Consider the following 17867-nt stretch of genomic DNA (forward strand, 5'->3'; position numbering starts at 1 on the left):
AAGCCGAGCCGAAGCCGAGTTCGCCGAGTTGCCGAGTTACCGAGTTCGCAGACTTCCACCCCCACTCTTCACGGAGGCCCCGAACCATGGTCAGGAACCAGCTCCAACCGTCCCGGCGCGCCGTTCTCGGCGGCGCCGCCCTCGCCGCGCTCACGGCGGCGACCGGCGCCGGCACGGCGAACGCCGCTCCCACCGCCCGGACCGCCGCGTGGCCGACCGAGTTCCCTCTCCCGAACGGCTTCCTCCCCGAAGGGATCACCATCGGCGCCAAGCCGTACGCCTACATGGGCTCGCGCGCCGACGGCGCCGTCTACCGCACGGATCTGCGCACCGGGGAGGGCGGGTTCATCCATCAGGGCACCACGGGATCGGTGGCCATCGGGCTGAAGCTGGATCATGACGGCCTGCTCTACATCGCCGGAGGCGGCGGTGGATCCGCGCGGGTCGTCGACTCCCGCACCGGCAGGCTCGTGGCCACGTATCAACTGACCGACAGCACCGGGCACTTCATCAACGATGTCATCCTGCTCGGCGACCGCGCCTGGTTCACCGACTCACGCGACAGCGTGCTCTACGGCATACCGCGCGGCCACCGAGGCGAGATCCGCAGTCTGCCGCTCAGCGGCGACTGGGTGCAGACGCCCGATGTGAACAACGCCAACGGCATCGTCAGCACCCCCGACGGCCGAGGGCTGATCGTCGTCAGCAGCACGCCCGGCAAGCTGTACCAGGTGAGCCTGAAGACCGGTCGGGCCACGGAGATCGCGCTGAGCGGCGCGGCGGACGTCGCCAACGGCGACGGTCTCTTCCGCATCGGCCGCACACTGTATGTCGTACAGAACCGGCTGAACCTCATCAGCGTGTTCGGCCTCGACGCGAAGGTGCGCTCCGCCACCCTGCGCCGCACGATCACCGACCCCCGCTTCGACGTCCCCACCACCGCCGCCCGCCGGGGCGATCGCCTCTACCTCGTCAACGCCCGCTTCACCAGCCCCCAGACGCCCGACACGACATTCAACGCCGTCGCCGTTTCCCTCTGACGCGGGGGCGTCCGGCGCGACACTTTGCTGTACGGACGACGCGAGAGGCCCCCGGTCTTCTCCGGGGGTCTCCGTGTCACTCGGCTGTGTCACTCAGCGGGATCCGGACCCGCGACCTCCCGGGCGGCGGTCAGCAGCGTGTCGTACATGCCGCCGCTGCGCGTCACTGGGTGGCCGGCCAGGGCGGATCTCCGTCCGGCGCGGCATCCACCACAGGTGCCGTGAAGGCCCCGCTCACCTTGCGGGCCGCCGCCACCTCGCGCCGGAACCGGGCCCGGAAGTGCGGGTCCATGTCATCGCTTGCCGCGTCGTCATCGCTTGCCGCGTCGTCATCGCTTGCCGCGTCGGCGGAACTACGCGTGCGGGAAGGTCCGGTCGAGGAAGGACCGCATCAGACTCCCGATCTCCGCGCCTTTCTCCTCCAGCGCGAAGTGACCCGTGTCGAGCGCGTGGAACTCGGCGTCGGGAAGGTCGTCCAGGAAGTGCCGCATGCTGGACTCGGGGAACACCTCGTCGTTGGCGCCGGTAGCGATCAGGGCCGGGGGCCGCTCCTCGCGGAGGAACTCCTTCGCCGCACCGAAGACGGCCTCCTGCTTCGAGATGTCGTACAGGAGGTCCAGCATGATCTCGTCGACGCCCGGACGGTCGAGCAGCGCCTGGTCGATCAACCAGCAGTCGGGGTCGATCAGAGAGGCATCGTGTGCCCCGTCAAGGTACTGGTCCCTGGTGCACTCCGGCGTCACATAGGACCGGGCGACATCCCGATGCTCATCGGATCCGTCGCCCCAGTAGGGAATGAGATCCTTCCAGAACCCGTCGTCGCCGCCTTCCGGGTACAGAGGAGCGTTCTGGAGAACGACGGCGCTGATTCTCCCGGGATGCCTGACGGCGAGACGCCAGCCGATGGATCCGCCGAAATCCATCATGTAGGGCGTGAACTCCCTTATGTGCAGCCGGTCCAGCAGCTTGTCGATGATGTCGGCGATATGGTCGAAATCGTAGGTGAAGCTTTCCCGGTCGGGTACGTCGCTGTGTCCGAACCCCGGGTAGTCGGGCGCGATGACGTGGTAGCGGTCCGACAACCGCGGCATGAGATTTCGGTACATGCGCGACGAGGTGGGAAATCCGTGCAGCAGAACCACGGCGCGCGCGTCCTCGGGGCCCGCTTCACGGTAGAACACGTTCACGCCGTCGATGTTCTCGGTGTGAAAGTGGGTGGCCGGCTGTTCACGGGTCGGGGTAGCGGTGGACATATGCTCCTCCAGTCATACGGCCCCCGAGGAAATAGTCCCGACTGAGTCCGCGCAACGACAAATAACGTACGGCCGGGTCGAGCAACGCCCTTATCGCCGAACGCACACGGAATCAATCCACAGCAGCCAGTTTACGCTCCGCGTGAATACCCGAACAATGTCCATCGGCGCGCACCGCTCAGGGCCGCTCCCCGCCGATGCCCACGATGCCCGGCTCCACGCCCCGGCTCCACGCCCTGCTCCGTCAGAGGGAGACCGGGTTCGGCTCAAGCGCGCACGGCCCCAGCCTGGAGATCGCGGTGCCGGGACCCATCGGTTCACACCATCGGCAAGATCGCCCGAACCAAATTCGAACGCATCTGCATGGAAGGTCGAATTCCACCGTTGGGTGTGCAAAACTCCCACAAAACGGGGGGAGTTCGCGCCGGCTGGGGCGGACGCCCGCTTCAACAGGGGGTTAATCATGCGCATTCGTACAGCCGCCGCGGCGGCAATGCTCGCCCTGGCTTCGGCCGCCGGAACCATGACCATGGCGACTCCGGCATCGGCGGCCGTCAGCTGCGACTCGTACAGTCACTTCCAGCTCACCAACGGAGGATGGGCGGAGGTTCCGACCAAGGGCAGTGAGACCGACAACACGAACTGTGTACTCGGTCCGGGGAACCAGAGCGTGGCGGTCGTGGCCTTGCAGAACACGCTGAACTACTGCTACCTGGCGCCCGCCAACAAGACCCGCCTCGCCCTGGACGGGGACTACGGGGCGAAAACCAAGGCCGCCGTCCTGTACGCGCAGCAGCAGTCAGGAGCAGGCCAGGACGGGGTCTTCGGCCCCCAGACCAGCTCCAAGATGAAGTGGTACGGCTATGCCCAGGGCTGCGCCAAGCGCTGAGATCATCACCGCCCGGGGGTCGATGTACGCGGTAGGGCCGCGTACATCGACCCCGGGCGCCCGCGGTGAATGTGCGGTACCGGCCGTTCAACGTCCGCTGCCGAAGGTTCTCAGCCCTGAAGCCGGGCGGGCAGTGCCACCCAGCGGCGCGGAGTACGAGGATTCACCGCCTCCCGGCCGTCCTCGACGCTCAGGCCGGCCGCCGCACAGGCATAGGCGAAGACGTCGGTCTTGAACAGGGACCGGTGGGAGTGGTGCGGGCCGGGATCCAACGGGATCAGCCCGACCGCCTGCGTCGTCGACGCCATGGACGCCCGCCCCCGCTCCGGCCCTCCGGTGAGCGCCACCCGCCGTTGGACCGTGCCGTCCAGCGAGGTCACCCGGCGGCCGTCGGAGAACAGCAGGCCCACCCGGAGCCCGGACTGCCGCTGTGTGTCCGCGCTCTGCCAACGGGTCTTCCGGAAGACCGTCAGATGCAGGGTGACCGACCGCGGCCACAGAGACCACCCCGTCACCAGCACCCGGGTGTCCGGACCGGCGCCGGCCACTTCGAGCTGCGGCAGCAGCGCGGGTGCGAACCGGTCGACGGGCGGTGCGTATCTCCCGTCCTCCTCGCCCGGCGGCCCCAGCCGGACCAGCACCGTCCGCTCGGCGGCCGGCTCCCCGGCCAGTACAAGATCGTCGAAGAATCCCATGCGCCGAGCTTGGCACGCGGGTCTGACACCGCCCCACGGAAGCGGACGGTGCGGCAGAAGCAGTGTCGTTTCAGCGATGAAATCGCTGAGCCATACGAGTGAGTTCAGCGCCACAGGGGTGTCGCAGGCCCATGCGGACTGCCTAAATCCGGGTTTGTGATCAAAAATCTCGTGCGGCGCGGCCTCCCCGCGCTCGCCCTCGCAGCCCTGCCCGTCCTGGCCGCCGTTCCCGCCGCTGACGCCGTGGGGAGCAGCCATACCGTCCAGAGCACGCAGCCCCGAGAGACCCTGCGGAGCGACTCGCGCTTCTACGCGCCCGCCACCCTCGGCAAGAACCAGGCGTGGACCTCCGGCAACGGCCGCGCCATCCTGCGCGTGCAGAGCGACGGCAACGTCGTCCTCTACAAGAACAACCGTCCCGCCTGGCAGGCCCCGAACGTCTACCCCAACGCCGACCGCCTCGTCATGCAGAGCGACGGCAACCTCGTCGTCTACAACAAGGCCGGCCAGCCCCTCTGGGCCGCCGGAACCTGGCGCAAGGGCCACTACCTCGCCGTGCAGGACGACGGCAACGTCGTCGTCTACAACAACGCCAACCGGCCCGTCTGGGCGACCAACACCGGCGACTGACCGACACTCCCTCACCACCGCAATGGCCCGGACCGCCCGTCCGGGCCATTCGCTTCGCCCCCCACACACACCGGGCGCACGGAATGCGCCATTCTCATCGGCTTGCCCCTGTTACGGACTCCAGCGGTCCGCACGCACAGTCGTCATGCCACTACCCGGTGCGTTCGCGGGACCCGGGAGCCGGCGCGGGGGGTGCCGGGCGCGGAGTGCGGGCGTGCCGTTCGAGCCGCTACGGGACAGCCGGAGCGTCGTGGTGCAGACGGGGGACCGAACCGTCTCCTAGCCTCCCCGCCATGCGAATCACACACCTGAGACGTTTCGGTCTCTCTGTCGTAGTCGCCCTCGCCGTCGCCCTGTTCGGCCTGGCCCAGCCGGCCGCCGCCGACACCCCCGACCTGGCCTTCTCCGTCGACCAGCCGACCACGGTCCCGGGGTCCACGGTCAACATCACGATGACGCTCACCAACAACCAGGCCACGGACATCTGGTTCGTCTACCAGTCCGTCCAGCCCACCTGGACCACCACCCAGCGCACGGATCTGAAGTACGCCTTCACGTCGTGCACCGCCGACGGCGTCGCCTGCACCGGAACCGGCACCACCACACTCGGTGTGACCTACGAGATTCCGCTGCCGCCCGGAGCGACTCGTACCGTCACTCTCGCCTACGAGATCGCCGCGGACTCCGGCTGCAACGCCGACATCGCCTTCTATTCGTACCTGTACTACGAGTACAACTACGGCCAGAATGTGAAGGACGGCACCTACTCCACCCCGACCACGCGGGTGAACTGCGCGACGCCCCCGACGCCGGCCGCGGCCCGCGCCTGAACGTCTCCGCCCGGCGGCCCGCCCGTACCGCACCGGTAGCGCGGCCGTCTCCGTAACACAGCGCCAACACGACCGCAATCCCGCCGAACAAGACGCCCGGAGAAGGAACGTTCCACCGGGGAGCGCGGGCGGACCGCGCCGGTCGCCCGTACCGCCATCGCGGGGCGCGGCGCGGGCGGGGCGCGGCAAAGGGACCATCACAGGCATGCCGGACCGCCGTCGAGGGGCGGACGGGACGCCGGGATCGCCCGCGTTTTTCCGTCATGTTTCACAACCGGCGCACGAAACCCGCACGCACCCATCACCATGTGAGACATAAGAGCGCGGCGCCGGTCCTCCTTGCGAGGGCCGGCGCCGTGCTGGGGGATGGGGTCCGGTGGGTCGGGAGAGCCGACCGGACCCGCCGGGGAGGGACACGACCGCATGAAGCGGAGCATCCGCACGACCGCACTGACCACCGGAGCGCTTCTGCTCGCGCTCGCCTTACCCGGGGCGCCGGCGATGGCCGAGGAACCGGCGCCCCGTATCGATCTGCGCGTCCTCGTCGTCACCGACGGCGGTCCGGCCACGGCCGCCATCGCCGCCGAACTCGACACCGCCGGTACGCCCTACACCCTCGTGGATCTCGGACGCTCCGACCGGCCCGTGATCGGACCGGCGTTCCTGGCCGACACGGTGGACGGCCGGCCACGGGCGAAGTTCCAGGCCGTCGTCCTGCCCAACGACAATCCGTTCGCCGCCGGTTCCGCCGAGATGGCCGCGCTGGCCGCCTACGAGAAGACGTACGCGATCCCCCAGGTCGACGCGTACACCTATGCGCGGCCCCAGGCCGGGCTGGAGGTTCCCACCAGCGGCGGCTACAGCGGCTCCGTGGACGGGGTGCGGGCCCAGGTGACCGCCGCGGGCAGCGCGGGCCCCTTCGCCTATCTCGACGGCGCGGTCCCCTTCGAGGACAACGCGCCCGACGTCGGGGAGAGTTACGCCTATCTGTCCAGGCCCCGCGCGGGCGCCGACTTCACCACCTATGTCGACGCGCCGATCCCCGGCTCCACGGCCAGGGGTTCCCTCGTCGGGGAGTACCGGCACGACGGCCGCCGGGAACTGGTGGTCACTTTTGTATACAACCAGTATCAGCAGCAGTTCAGGCTGCTGGCCCGGGGCATCGTGGACTGGATGACCCAGGAGGTACGCCTCGGCGCCTCCCGGAACTACTTCGCCGTCCATGTGGACGACGTCTTCGGCGCCGACGACCGCTGGGACCCCCTGCTCAACTGCACTCCCGGTGATGTGGACTGCCCGCCGGGCCAGGGCACACAGAACCCCATCCGGATGTCGGTCGACGATGTGCGCAACGTCTCCGACTGGTCGCGGCGGCGCGGCTTCGCGCTCGATCTGGCGTACAACGGCGGCGGCAGCGAGCAGCACCGCGCGGACAACGACGGGGCGGATCCCGTCGCCGACGAATTCCTGGCCAGGCGCGCGGACTTCCGCTGGCTCAACCACACCTACGACCACGCGTTCCTCGGCTGCGAGCAGAACGTCGACGTCGTGCCGTGGAAGTGCGCCACCAACGCCGACGGCAGCACGCGTTATGTCAGCCGTACGGATATATCCCAGCAGATATCGGACAACCGGCAGTGGGGGGAACGGGCCGGACTCGCGCTGGGCGACGACGAGCTGGTGACCGGTGAGCACTCCGGGCTGAAGGTGCTCCCCCAGCAGCCCGACGACAACCCCAACCTCGCTCCAGCCCTCTCCGACAACGGCATCGCCTGGCTCGCGTCCGACAACTCCCGTGACCCCGGGCAGCGCGCGGTCGGCCCCGCCCTCACCGTGGCCCGGTACCCGATCAACATCTTCTACAACGCGGGCCGCACGTCCGAGCAGGTCGACGAGTACAACTGGCTCTACACCAGCAGGGCGCAGGGCGGCAGCGGACTGTGCGAGGACCTCGCCAACACCACCTGTCTCGACACCCCGCTGGATCTCGCGGCCGGCTACAGCGGCTACATCGTGCCGCTGGAGACGAGGATCGCCCTGGGGCATGTCCTCGCCAACGACCCGCGTCCGCACTTCATGCACCAGTCCAATCTCGCCGAGGACCGGATCGGATTCCCGGTCCTGGACGGAGTCCTCGACCAGTACGCGGCTCTCCACGCCGACAACACGCCTCTGGTGAATCCGCGGATGAGTGACATCGGCGAGGAGCTGCGCCGCCGGACCCTCTGGAACTCCGCCGTCGCGAACGGCACCGTCACCGGCTACCGGATCGGCGACGCCGTGTCCGTACAGGCACCGGCGGAGGTCGCCGTCACGGCCACCATGCCGTCCGGGACCGTGCAGAGCCTCCCGGCCGGGACCACCGGCTTCGGGCAGCCGTACGCGGGCACCGTCTCCGGCTGGGTCTCGCGGACGGCCGGCCAGGACCGCGTCACCCTCGCACTGGCCCAGGCTCCGGCGCCTGCCCCGGACGCACCGGCCGGCCCGGCCGCGTCCGGCGGCGAGGACACGCGGACCGTCACGGGCGCACCTGTCACGGGCGCACCGGACCGCGCGGGCGCACCGGCCGGACGGACCACGCCACGCGCGGCGGAGCCACCGCTGCTGACGGCGCCGCGTCTGCCGGTGCCCGCCGGTGTCCTGCGGCCCGTACCGCCCGGCACCGGGCGCTGATCCCGGCACGTCTCCCGCGGCACCGGGTCCTGTCCGCCGTACGGCAGGCAGGGCCCGTCACGCCTCCGCATCCTTCTCGCCGTGGAGCGCCTCCATGCCCCTGCGTCACCACGCGCCGCGTCCCGGCGCGGCACGTGTCACCCTGCTCACCGAAGGCACCTACCCTCACAGTCACGGTGGCGTGAGCGTCTGGTGCGACCAACTCGTCAGCGGTATGCCCGACATGGACTTCCATGTCGTCGCGGTGACCGGAACCGGCCGTGAGAGCGCCGTGTGGGAGCTGCCCGCGCAGGTGACCCGCCTCGACACGGTCCCCATGTGGGGGCCCGCCCCCGACGGAGCCATGCCGCGCGGCCGTGCGCTGCGCCGGCTGACGGCCGCCTACGAACGGTTCCTGACGGCGCTGCTCGACCCGGCCGCCGAGAGCGGTTTCGCGCCCGCCTTCTACGAGATGGCGCGCGCCGCGCGGGACGGAGCGCTCAGCCCCGTCCTTCGTGACGACCGCGCGGTACGGATACTGACAGCCGTGTGGAACCGGCCGGGGCTGCCCGTACGGGAAGCACGCCCCACCCTGTACGACGCGGTCACCGCCACCGGGCTCCTGGAGCACGCGCTGCGTCCTCTCGCCGCGCGTCCGCCGGAGCGGGGTGTGAGCCACGCGGTCAGCGGCGGCGTCGCCGCACTGCCGGGCCTGGCCGGGGCCGAACTCCACGGTGTCCCGCTGCTTCTGACGGAACACGGTGTCTATCTGCGGGAGCGCTATCTCGGCTACCGCACCGCCCCCTACCGATGGCCCGTCAAGGCGGTCCTGCTGGGCTTCTTCCGTCTGCTGGCGGAGGAGACGTACCGCAGGGCCGCGCTGATCACGCCCGGGAACCGCTACAACCGGCTCTGGGAGGAACAGGGCGGAGCCGACCCCCGGCTGATCCGCACGGTCTACAACGGGGTCGATCCCTCGGCGTTCCCGCCCGCCGGACCGGAACCACCGCTACCGACCCTGAGCTGGGCGGGCCGTGTCGACCCGATCAAGGATCTGGAGACCCTGATACGGGCGTTCGCGCGGGTCCGCGCGGAGCTGCCGCAGGCGCGGCTGCGGCTCTTCGGGGGCACCCCGCGCGGCGGCGAGGCGTACCGGGAGCGGTGCGAGGAACTCGCCGCGTCCCTCGGTCACGGTGACGCGGTCACCTTCGAGGGACGGGTCGACGACATCAAGGACGCCTACGCGGCGGGCAATGTGGTGATGCTCTCCAGCATCAGCGAGGGGTTCCCCTTCACCCTGATCGAAGCGATGTCGTGCGGGCGGGCGACCGTCTCCACCGATGTCGGCGGGGTGCGCGAGGCGGTGGGTCCGACCGGTCTGGTGGTCCCCCCGCGCGAGCCCGCCGCGATGGCGGCGGCGGCGCTGGAGCTGCTGGCCGACGCGCCCCGCCGCGCCGCGATGGGCGAGGCGGCCCGGCTGCGGGTGATCGAGCAGTTCACCCTGCGGCAGACGGTGGACACCTTCCGGGCCATCTATCTGGAACTGTCCGCGCGCGGCACCTCCGCTCCGGCCGGGCCGCTGGCCACGGATCCCGCCCTGCCCAGGGCGTTCCCCCGCGCGGTGTCGTCGCTCCCGTACCCGGCGGCGGGGAGAGTGCCGGACCACGCGCCGGACCGTACCGCTCCCGCGCCGACCGGGCAGCCGGCCGTCGCCGAGCTCGGAGGAAGGGCGGGATGAGCGGCCCGATATCCCTGGAGCCCGACGGCGGGCAGGACGACACACTCTCCCTGAGACTGGCGCAGGACACGACGCCGGCGCTGCGCCTGCCCCGTACCGGCCATGTCGGGCGGCGCTCGCGCACCGACGATCCGGTGGACCGGCTGGCGGCGGAACTGGCCGACCGGATAGGGCCCGCCGTGCACGCCTACGAGGTGGCCGCGCTGCTTGAGTCAGAGGGGCTGACCGGCGAGCGGATACAGCATCAGTACGGGCATCCGGATCTGTTCTCGCTCGCCGAGGACCTGTTCCGCAAGGTGCCCCGCAGCTTCCCCGAGCCGCCTCTCCCGCCCGATCCCTGGGCGCCCGACCATGTCCGGTGCGCGCTGCGCGGAGCGCTGTTCGCCCTGCCGGCCCTGGCCTATCTGCTGGTGCCTCCGCTGGGGCACGGCGGGCACGCGGCCCAGGGGCTGATCGCCGCCGCGCTGGTCTCCTGGGCATGGGGCCAGGCCCTCGGGCACCGGACCCATCTGCGGCTCGCCGTCGGCCCCCACGAGGCCGGCCGGGTGCTCCTCACCGGTGCCCCGGCGGGAGCGCTGCTGGCGTCGGCGGTGGGGGCCGCCATCGCCGGGCCCGGTCCCGCGGCGCTCTTCGCCGCGGCCCAGTCGTGCTATCTCGCGGCGGCCGGTGTCCTGCTGGTGCTCGGCAGGGAGCGCGTCCTGCTGGCCGCGCTCGCGCCGGTCGCCGCGGGGGCGGCGGCGCTGCCCTGGTGGGAACCCGGTCCCCTGCCGCGCACCGTACTTCCCCTGCTCACCCTGGTACTGGCCACCGGGGCGGCGGCCCGTGCCGTACGGGGAACGCTCAAGGCACCTCCCGTGCCCGGCGTACGACGGCCCTCCCCGGCGGCCTCCCTGCCGTACGGTCTGTTCGGTCTGGCGGCCGGGGTACTGGTGCTGTCCGTGGGGCGCGGCCACCCCCTCGCGGTGGTCGTCCTGACCGTGAGCATGGGCCCCGCCGAGTGGCTGCTGTACCGCTACCGGGGACTCTCGGTGGCGGCCCTGCGTGCCACCGTGACACCGCGGGGGTTCCGGCTGCGCTCCGCGGCCGTCCTGGCGGTCTGTCTGACGGCCTATGTGCTGCCGCTGATACCCGGGGCGCTGCTGACCGGGGCGGATCCCGTACCGCTGGTCGCGCTGGGAGCGACGCTGTGGACGGCCCTGCTGCTCCAGGCGTTCGGTATCGGCCGGCCGCCCGCGGCGATCTGCTGCGCGGTGGCGGCGGGTCTCACCGCCGCGGATCTCCTGCACGGTCCGCCGGGGCCCCTGACGCTCTCGCTGTCCTGCGGCGCCGCGGCGCTCCTGCTCGTCGGCTGCGCGCTGCGGCTGCTGGGCAGACCGACGGCGCACGCCTGATCCGACCGGCCGTGCCCGCCGGGCCGACATGCCCACCGCCGCCACGCCCGCCACGCCCGCCATGCCCGCCACGCACACCACGCACACCACGCACGCCACGCAGGAGGAACCGGCCACCGACCACCGACCACCGGCCACCGCACCCGCACCCGCACCCGCCGGAGAAACACCCGCGGCCGGGACTCCACCGCCCTCCCCCACCGTCCACGACCACGACCACGACCGCAGACAACGCGAGGAGACACCCGTTGACTTCCGTACCGCTCGTAGCCGTCACCGGAGCCGAGGGTTTCATCGGCTCACATCTGACCGAGGCGCTCGTGGCGTCCGGACACCGGGTCCGGGCCATGGTGCAGTACAACTCGTTCTCCTCCTACGGCTGGCTGGACGGCCTTCCGCCCGATGTCCTCGACCAGGTGGAGATCGTGCTCGGAGACGTCCGTGACCCGGGCTCCGTACGGGCACTGGCCGAGGGCGCCGAGACCGTCTACCACCTGGCCGCGCTCATCGCGATCCCCTACTCGTACCAGGCACCGCACAGTTACGTGGACACCAATGTGACCGGCACGCTCAATGTGCTGGAGACGGTCCGCGCCCTGGGCACGCCCCGGCTGGTGCACACCTCCACCAGCGAGACGTACGGCACCGCGCGCACCGTGCCCATCACGGAGGACCATCCCATCCACACCCAGTCCCCGTACGCGGCCTCCAAGGCGGGCGGTGACCGGCTCGCCGACAGCTACCACGCGAGTTTCGGCACTCCGGTGGTCGTGCTGCGCCCGTTCAACACATACGGTCCCCGCCAGTCCATGCGGGCCGTGATCCCCACCGTCATCGGTCAGGTCGCCGCCGGTTCACGGATCGTCACCCTCGGGGATCTGCGCCCCACCCGCGACTTCACCTTCGTGTCCGACACCGTCCGTGCCTTTCTGGCGGTGGGGACCGCCCCGGCCGCCGCCGTCGTGGGCAGGACCTTCAACGCGGGGACGGGGGACGAGATCTCGATCGGTGATCTGGTCAGGCTGATCGGCAAGGTCATGGACGCCGAACTGGCCGTACGGGAGGACGAGCGGCGTATCCGCCCCGCCGACTCCGAGGTCATGCGCCTGGTCGCGGACGCCGGCCGGCTGCGTGCCGCGACCGGCTGGGCGCCGGAGCACGACCTGGAGAGCGGACTGGCCCGTACCGCCGACTTCTTCAGAGATCCCGCGAGCCTCGCCCGCTACAAGGCCGGAATCTACAACGTCTGACCCTGCCCGTGCCCGTGCCGCTGCCCCTGCCCGTGCCTCTGTCCCGTACACGGCTCCGCCCGGCACTCCGTACACCCGTCTCGTACACCTGTCTCGTACGCAGGTTTCACACGCCCGCTTCCCGGACCCGTCCCGTACGCCCGCTTCACACGTCCGTTTCGCACACCACTCCGGACGACCCTCACCGGTGGCCGCCGCCGGCCGCCCCCCAGACAAGGGAGACATCCCATGCACGTAGTGATCCTCGCCGGAGGCAAGGGCGTCCGGTTACGCCCTTACACCACGGCACTGCCCAAACCCCTGGTGCCGATCGGCGACCAGCACGCGATTCTGGAGATCGTCCTCCGCCAGCTCGCCGCCGCCGGATTCACCAGTTGCACCCTCGCCATCGGTCATCTGGGACAGATCATCCGCGCCTACGTCGGCAACGGCTCCCGCTGGGGACTCCATGTGGACTACTCCAGCGAGGAGAGCCCGCTGGGCACCATGGGCCCGCTCCTGATGATGCGGGACCGGCTGCCCGAGACCTTCCTGGTGATGAACGGTGACATCCTCACCGACCTCGACTACCGCGATGTCCTGCTGCGCCACCGGAGTTCCGGCGCGCCCCTGACGATCACCACCTACGCGCGCAAGGTGCACATCGACTTCGGCGTCCTGACCACGGACGCCGGGCGGGTCGTCGGCTTCACCGAGAAGCCCAGCGTGGACTACCGGGTCTCGATGGGCGCGTACGGACTCAGCCGGGAGACCCTCGACGCCTACACACCCGGGCTGCCGCTCGGATTCGACGAACTCGTCCTCGACCTGCTGAGATCGAGCAATCCACCGCACGCCTACGAGTTCGACGGATACTGGCTCGACATCGGCCGCCCCGACGACTACGACCGTGCCAACGCCGAGTTCACCACCTACCGGTCCCTCCTGCTCAAGGGAGCCTGAGCACTCCATGCGCATCCTCGTCCTGGGCCTCACCGGATACCTGGGCGGACACGCCGCCGAACAGCTTCGCGCCCTGCCCGGCGTGCGGCTGTTCGGCGGCGGCCGGGCCATCGTCCCGGGGCCCGCACTCGACCTCGCCGGCATCAGCCCCGGGCAACTGGCGGAGAGGATCGCCTCGTTCGCCCCGGACGCGGTCGTCAACTGCGCGGGAGCCGTCGGCGGTGACGCGGTGACACTCGCCGAGGTCAACGCCCGGGGACCGGCGGTGCTCTGCGCGGCGCTGCGTGAGGCGGCCCCCCGGGCCCGGCTGGTTCACCTCGGGTCCGCCGCCGAGTACGGTCCGAGCGCGCACGGCGAGCTGGTCACCGAGGAGTCCCCCACCCGCCCGACGGGACCCTACGGCGCCACCAAGCTCGCGGGCACCGTCGCCGTCACCGCCTCCGGGCTGGACTCCGTCGTCCTGCGCGTGGGCAACCCGGTCGGGCCGGGGGCTCCACCGGCCGGACTGCCCGGCCGTATCGTCCAGCAGTTCCGGCGGGCGGGCGGAGATCCCGGCGCCGTTGTCCGTCTCGGCGATCTCTCGGCGTACCGCGACTTCGTGGACGTACGGGACATCGCCCGCGCGGTCGTCCTGGCCACCACCGCTCCTGGGCCGCTGCCTCCCGTACTGAACATCGGCGGCGGACGGGCCCTGCCGGTCCGTGAGCTGGTGCACGGTCTGGTACGGGCGGCGGGCTTCCGCGGGCGGGTCGAGGAGACGCGGGACGGTTCGCCGCGCTCCTCGGACGTGCCCTGGCAGTGTTCGGACATCACCGCCGCCGCGGCGTCGCTCGGCTGGGTTCCCCGTTACACGCTGGAGGACTCCCTCACCGCCCTGTGGGCCTCCGCGCGCGGCGGGCCGGCGGCGGCCCCGGCCGGGGACCGGGTCCGATGACCCTGCTCGTACCGCTCTACATCCATCCCGCCGAGGATCCGGCCGCCTGGCGTCTGCTGGCCTCGGCGGCCGGCCGTATCCATGGTGTGGTGCTCAATCCCGGTGACGGGCCCGGAGATGCACCCGATCCGTCCTTCGTCACCGCCGCGCGCGCTCTGCGTGAGGCGGGTACACGCGTCCTCGGATATGTCGATCTCGCCTACGGGGAGCGGCCGGGCACCGCCGTACGGGACGATCTCGACCGCCACCGTGAGTGGTACGGCGTCGACGGCTGCTTCCTGGACCGCGCGCCCGCCGGGGCCGCGGATCTGCGCCGCTGCCGTCGGCTGGTCCGTGCCGCACGGCGCCGGGGAGCGGCCACGGTCGTCCTCAACCCCGGGGTCCATCCGGCGCGCGGCTATGCCCGTACCGCCGATCTGGTCGTCACGTTCGAGGGGCACTGGACGACCTATCTGTCCTCCTTCGTCCGTCCGCGCTGGACCTCCCGCTATCCGCCGGACCGGTTCTGCCATCTCGTGTACGGCGTGCCGCCCGCCCTGACCCGTCTCGCCGTACGCACCGCCCTGGAGCGTGGCGCGGCCGTCTCCTGTCCGGTCGCGGGGGAACTGCCCAATCCGTGGGCGGCTCCTCCGTTCTCTCTGCTCGGGGAGGCACCATGACCCGTCCTCCTCGCGCTCGGCGGGGGGAGCATCGAGAGGCGGAGGATCGGTGTGGTCGATGAACCACATGTACTTGGACGACGTGCACAACGCGGCGCGTGCGCGAGTGCGCGGCGTTGTGAGGCGGGCGTCGTGAGTCGGACGGGACTTCCCCGACACGCCCTGGTGGGTTCCATGCTCCTTGTGCTTCTCCTGCTCGTGACCGGCTGCTCGGCGGACGGCGAGCGGCGGGCTCCGGCGGAGCGCTGGTCGCCCCGGCCCGGCACTCCCTGGCAATGGCAGCTCGACGGGCGGGTGGATCCCGGACCCGATGTGCCCGTGTACGACATCGACGGGTTCGAGAACACCGCCGCCGATGTCGCGCGCCTCCACCGGGACGGGCGGAAGGTCATCTGCTACATCAACGCCGGTGCCTGGGAGGATTTCCGTCCGGACCGCGCCGCCTTCCCCGCCTCCGTCCTCGGCCGGGCCAACGGCTGGGACGGTGAGCGCTGGCTCGACATCCGGCGGCTGGACATCCTCGGCCCCCTGATGGAGAAGCGCTTCGACATGTGCCGGGCGAAGGGCTTCGACGCCGTCGAGCCCGATCTGCTCGACGGCTATCTCAATGACACCGGATTCCCGCTCCGCGCCGCCCATCAGCTCGCCTACAACCGTATGATCGCCCGGATCGCGCACCAGCGAGGCATGTCGGTCGGTCTGAAGAACGATCTGCCGCAGGTGCCCGCGCTCGTGGGCACCTTCGACTTCGCCGTGAACGAGGAGTGCGCCCAGTACGACGAGTGCGCGCGGCTCACCCCCTTCGTGCGGGCCGGAAAGGCCGTCCTCCATGTCGAATACGAGCTGCCGAACAAGGATTTCTGCACGGAGACCCGCCGTCTGGGATTCTCCTCCATGCGCAAGAACCTGAGCCTCGACACCTGGCGACAGCCCTGCTGACCCGGGCCCGCCGACCGCGCCGGCGGGCCGGCAGAGGGATGGCAGGAGGATGGCAGAGGGACGCCGAGGGGACGACAGCTGTGACGACCGGCCGTACGGGCAGCACGATCGGCGGCACGGTCAGGGTGTGTCGCCCTGCCAGTCCCAGCGGTCGGGGTCGGTGGGTCTGGGTCCGTACAGGGCATGACCGCCGGATCCGTACGAGCCGATCTCGGTGTCGAGTGCGGCGCCCTCCTTGAGCCGTCGTTCGCTCCAGCCGGTGACATCCAGCAGCAGACCGTCCAGCGGCCCGGCGACCAGCTCCCGGTAGACATGTCCCGGCCGGGGCCCCGGATCCGGATCGTCGTGGTCGGCTCCGTACACCCGTCGCCGCCGCAGCAGTTCATCCATGACAAGCAGCATCGCACCCGCCACCGACAATCCCCCCGGCGATCGCGGCGGAGAGATCGCACTGATCGGGGTCGAGTTCCCCAAGGCCCTGATGCCACTTCCCCTGGACAAGGTCGACCGGCTGGTCAACCGACGGCTGCCGGGGCGTGAGGGAATGGGCGCCCTGCTGGCGTCCTTCCTCACCCGCCTCACCCAGCACCGACGGCCGGGCCCCGACCTCACCACCCCATCCGCTCCCGTAGCGGACCACGACAACGCCAGTCCGAGTGGATTCGCTTTTCGGACTCACTGCCATTAGCGTGTCAGACGTCAAGTAAGTTCGATTTTCGTACTGACAGGAGCAGTCCATGCCTTCCGTCCTGATCACCGGGGCCTCCAAGGGCATCGGCCGGGCCACCGCCACGGAGTTCGCCGCCCGCGGCTACCGCGTCATCGCCACCGCCCGCGATCCCCGTACGCTCAAAGACCTCGACGTGGCGCAGCGGCTACGCCTCGACGTCACCGACCAGGCAACCGTCGACGAGGCGGTCGCCGCCGCGGGCGAGGTCGACGTGCTGGTGTCCAATGCGGGCGTGATCTTCCTGGGCGCGGTCGAGGCCAGTCCGGTGGCCGAGATCGAGCGGCTGTTCTCGCAGAACACCGCCGGCGCGATCCGGGTCGCGCAGGCGCTGCTGCCGCAGATGCGCGAGCGCCACCGCGGACGCCTGCTGTTCGTCTCCAGCGTGGTGGGCCGCCTCGTCTTCTCGGGGAACGCCGCCTACTCGGCCAGCAAGTGGGCACTTGAGGCCCTGGCCGAGGCGCTGGCCATCGAGACCAGCCCGTTCGGGATCCACACCACCCTGCTGGAGCCGGGTACGGTGAGCTCGGGCGCGCTCGACGCCCCGCTGATCCACCGGCTGCCCGACGACCCCTACACCACGCTGGCCACCGACAGCATGGACCGCGGCGGCTCCATCACCCCGGAGCAGGTTGCCCGCGCCGTCGCGGACGCCGCGGAACTCGACGCGCCGCCGCTGCGACTGCCGATCGGCGACCAGGCCGCCGCGGTCCTCGCGGCCCGTAAGGCCGCACCCGAGGATGTCCCCTTCGTCCCTGGTTCCTGAGCACACCGACCGGACAGGGTCCAGTTCCTGAGTACGCCGGCCCGGCAGCCCGCAGCCCGACAGCCCGCCGGCCCGGCAGTCGGTCGTGGCGACCCGGACCACGACCGAAGTCGGGTCGTCCGGCTGAGCAGCGGGCGGGCGGGCCGCTCAGGAAGTGCGGAGCACCGGGGTCACGTGGCGTTCGCCCCACTGCCGCAGGGAGCGGAGGACGGGTGAGAGGTCCTTGCCGGCGGCGGTGAGCAGGTACTCGTCGCGGGGCGGGCGCTCGGAGTACTGACGGCGCTCGATGAGCCCGGCGTCTTCGAGCTTGCGCAGACGCAGCACGAGCGTCTCTCGCGGGGCGCCGGTGTTGGCCTGGATGTCGTTGAACCGGTGGACGCCGAAGCCCAGCTCGCGCAGCACGAGCAGCGTCCAGCGCTCGCCCACGACATCAAGCGCGTCAGCGATGGAGCACACCCGGGGCGCTCCCAGGTTCGTTGGTTCGTTTTTTCGACTCACCCTGCAACGGTAACGCAGGAAGGTGAGTCCGCAA

General features: G+C 70.8%; 18 protein-coding genes. 14 read left to right on the forward strand and 4 right to left on the reverse strand.

The features are described 5' to 3' along the window. Nucleotides 1-86: 86 nt before the first annotated feature. On the forward strand, nucleotides 87-1040 hold the full coding sequence (locus OG214_RS03085; protein ID WP_405983675.1) for an SMP-30/gluconolactonase/LRE family protein: 954 nt from the start codon (nucleotides 87-89) through the stop codon (nucleotides 1038-1040). 353 nt (nucleotides 1041-1393) lie between these two features. Here OG214_RS03085 and OG214_RS03090 read toward each other — a convergent pair whose 3' ends face one another. After that, on the reverse strand, nucleotides 1394-2293 hold the full coding sequence (locus OG214_RS03090) for an alpha/beta fold hydrolase (RefSeq protein ID WP_405983676.1): 900 nt from the start codon (nucleotides 2291-2293) through the stop codon (nucleotides 1394-1396). A 463-nt stretch (nucleotides 2294-2756) separates the two neighbouring features. On the opposite strand from OG214_RS03090, the gene OG214_RS03095 reads away from it, so the two are divergent. Beyond that, nucleotides 2757-3182: a peptidoglycan-binding protein gene (locus OG214_RS03095; RefSeq protein ID WP_405983677.1), complete on the forward strand. Its 426-nt coding sequence runs from the start codon at nucleotides 2757-2759 to the stop codon at nucleotides 3180-3182. A gap of 110 nt (nucleotides 3183-3292) precedes the next feature. On the opposite strand, the gene OG214_RS03100 is transcribed toward OG214_RS03095, so the two are convergent. Then, on the reverse strand, nucleotides 3293-3877 hold the full coding sequence (locus OG214_RS03100; protein ID WP_405983678.1) for a hypothetical protein: 585 nt from the start codon (nucleotides 3875-3877) through the stop codon (nucleotides 3293-3295). 156 nt (nucleotides 3878-4033) lie between these two features. On the opposite strand from OG214_RS03100, the gene OG214_RS03105 reads away from it, so the two are divergent. From OG214_RS03105 to OG214_RS03150, 10 genes are all read left to right on the forward strand, one after another. Continuing rightward, entirely contained in the window at nucleotides 4034-4507 is a 474-nt protein-coding gene (locus OG214_RS03105) for a hypothetical protein (protein ID WP_363086225.1), read from the forward strand. Between the two features lie 293 nt (nucleotides 4508-4800). After that, entirely contained in the window at nucleotides 4801-5337 is a 537-nt protein-coding gene (locus tag OG214_RS03110; RefSeq protein ID WP_363086403.1) for a hypothetical protein, read from the forward strand. A gap of 423 nt (nucleotides 5338-5760) precedes the next feature. Next, entirely contained in the window at nucleotides 5761-8010 is a 2250-nt protein-coding gene (locus tag OG214_RS03115) for a hypothetical protein (RefSeq protein ID WP_405983679.1), read from the forward strand. A gap of 94 nt (nucleotides 8011-8104) precedes the next feature. Continuing rightward, nucleotides 8105-9727: a GT4 family glycosyltransferase PelF gene (gene pelF / locus OG214_RS03120; RefSeq protein WP_405983680.1), complete on the forward strand. Its 1623-nt coding sequence runs from the start codon at nucleotides 8105-8107 to the stop codon at nucleotides 9725-9727. Then, nucleotides 9724-11118 carry a hypothetical protein gene (locus OG214_RS03125; RefSeq protein ID WP_405983681.1) on the forward strand — a complete coding sequence of 465 codons (1395 nt, stop codon included), beginning with the start codon at nucleotides 9724-9726 and terminating at the stop codon, nucleotides 11116-11118. The genes pelF and OG214_RS03125 overlap by 4 nt, the downstream gene beginning before the upstream one ends. A gap of 248 nt (nucleotides 11119-11366) precedes the next feature. After that, complete coding sequence (locus tag OG214_RS03130; RefSeq protein ID WP_382865896.1) at nucleotides 11367-12368, forward strand: GDP-mannose 4,6-dehydratase; 1002 nt, start codon at nucleotides 11367-11369, stop codon at nucleotides 12366-12368. Nucleotides 12369-12596: 228 nt separating this feature from the next. Then, nucleotides 12597-13310, forward strand: a complete 714-nt coding sequence (locus tag OG214_RS03135; RefSeq protein WP_363083591.1) for a nucleotidyltransferase family protein — start codon at nucleotides 12597-12599, stop codon at nucleotides 13308-13310. 7 nt (nucleotides 13311-13317) lie between these two features. Next, nucleotides 13318-14244 (forward strand): NAD-dependent epimerase/dehydratase family protein, encoded by a 927-nt coding sequence (locus OG214_RS03140; protein WP_405983682.1) that lies wholly within the window; start codon nucleotides 13318-13320, stop codon nucleotides 14242-14244. Further along, on the forward strand, nucleotides 14241-14903 hold the full coding sequence (locus OG214_RS03145; RefSeq protein ID WP_363083593.1) for a spherulation-specific family 4 protein: 663 nt from the start codon (nucleotides 14241-14243) through the stop codon (nucleotides 14901-14903). Before OG214_RS03140 ends, OG214_RS03145 begins: the two co-directional genes overlap by 4 nt. Before the next feature lie 174 nt (nucleotides 14904-15077). Then, nucleotides 15078-15842: an endo alpha-1,4 polygalactosaminidase gene (locus OG214_RS03150; RefSeq protein ID WP_405983683.1), complete on the forward strand. Its 765-nt coding sequence runs from the start codon at nucleotides 15078-15080 to the stop codon at nucleotides 15840-15842. 120 nt (nucleotides 15843-15962) lie between these two features. On the opposite strand, the gene OG214_RS03155 is transcribed toward OG214_RS03150, so the two are convergent. Beyond that, complete coding sequence (locus OG214_RS03155) at nucleotides 15963-16232, reverse strand: hypothetical protein (RefSeq protein ID WP_405983684.1); 270 nt, start codon at nucleotides 16230-16232, stop codon at nucleotides 15963-15965. On the opposite strand from OG214_RS03155, the gene OG214_RS03160 reads away from it, so the two are divergent. Further along, entirely contained in the window at nucleotides 16231-16530 is a 300-nt protein-coding gene (locus tag OG214_RS03160; protein WP_405983685.1) for a hypothetical protein, read from the forward strand. The genes OG214_RS03155 and OG214_RS03160 overlap by 2 nt on opposite strands. 49 nt (nucleotides 16531-16579) lie before the next feature. Continuing rightward, nucleotides 16580-17335: an SDR family NAD(P)-dependent oxidoreductase gene (locus OG214_RS03165; RefSeq protein WP_405983686.1), complete on the forward strand. Its 756-nt coding sequence runs from the start codon at nucleotides 16580-16582 to the stop codon at nucleotides 17333-17335. Nucleotides 17336-17482: 147 nt separating this feature from the next. Here the strand turns inward: OG214_RS03165 and OG214_RS03170 are convergent, their stop codons facing one another. Next, nucleotides 17483-17791: a helix-turn-helix domain-containing protein gene (locus OG214_RS03170; protein ID WP_363083598.1), complete on the reverse strand. Its 309-nt coding sequence runs from the start codon at nucleotides 17789-17791 to the stop codon at nucleotides 17483-17485. Nucleotides 17792-17867 lie beyond the last annotated feature (76 nt).

Origin of the sequence: Streptomyces sp. NBC_00872 (assembly GCF_045161915.1) — a bacterium.
Lineage (GTDB): Bacteria > Actinomycetota > Actinomycetes > Streptomycetales > Streptomycetaceae > Streptomyces.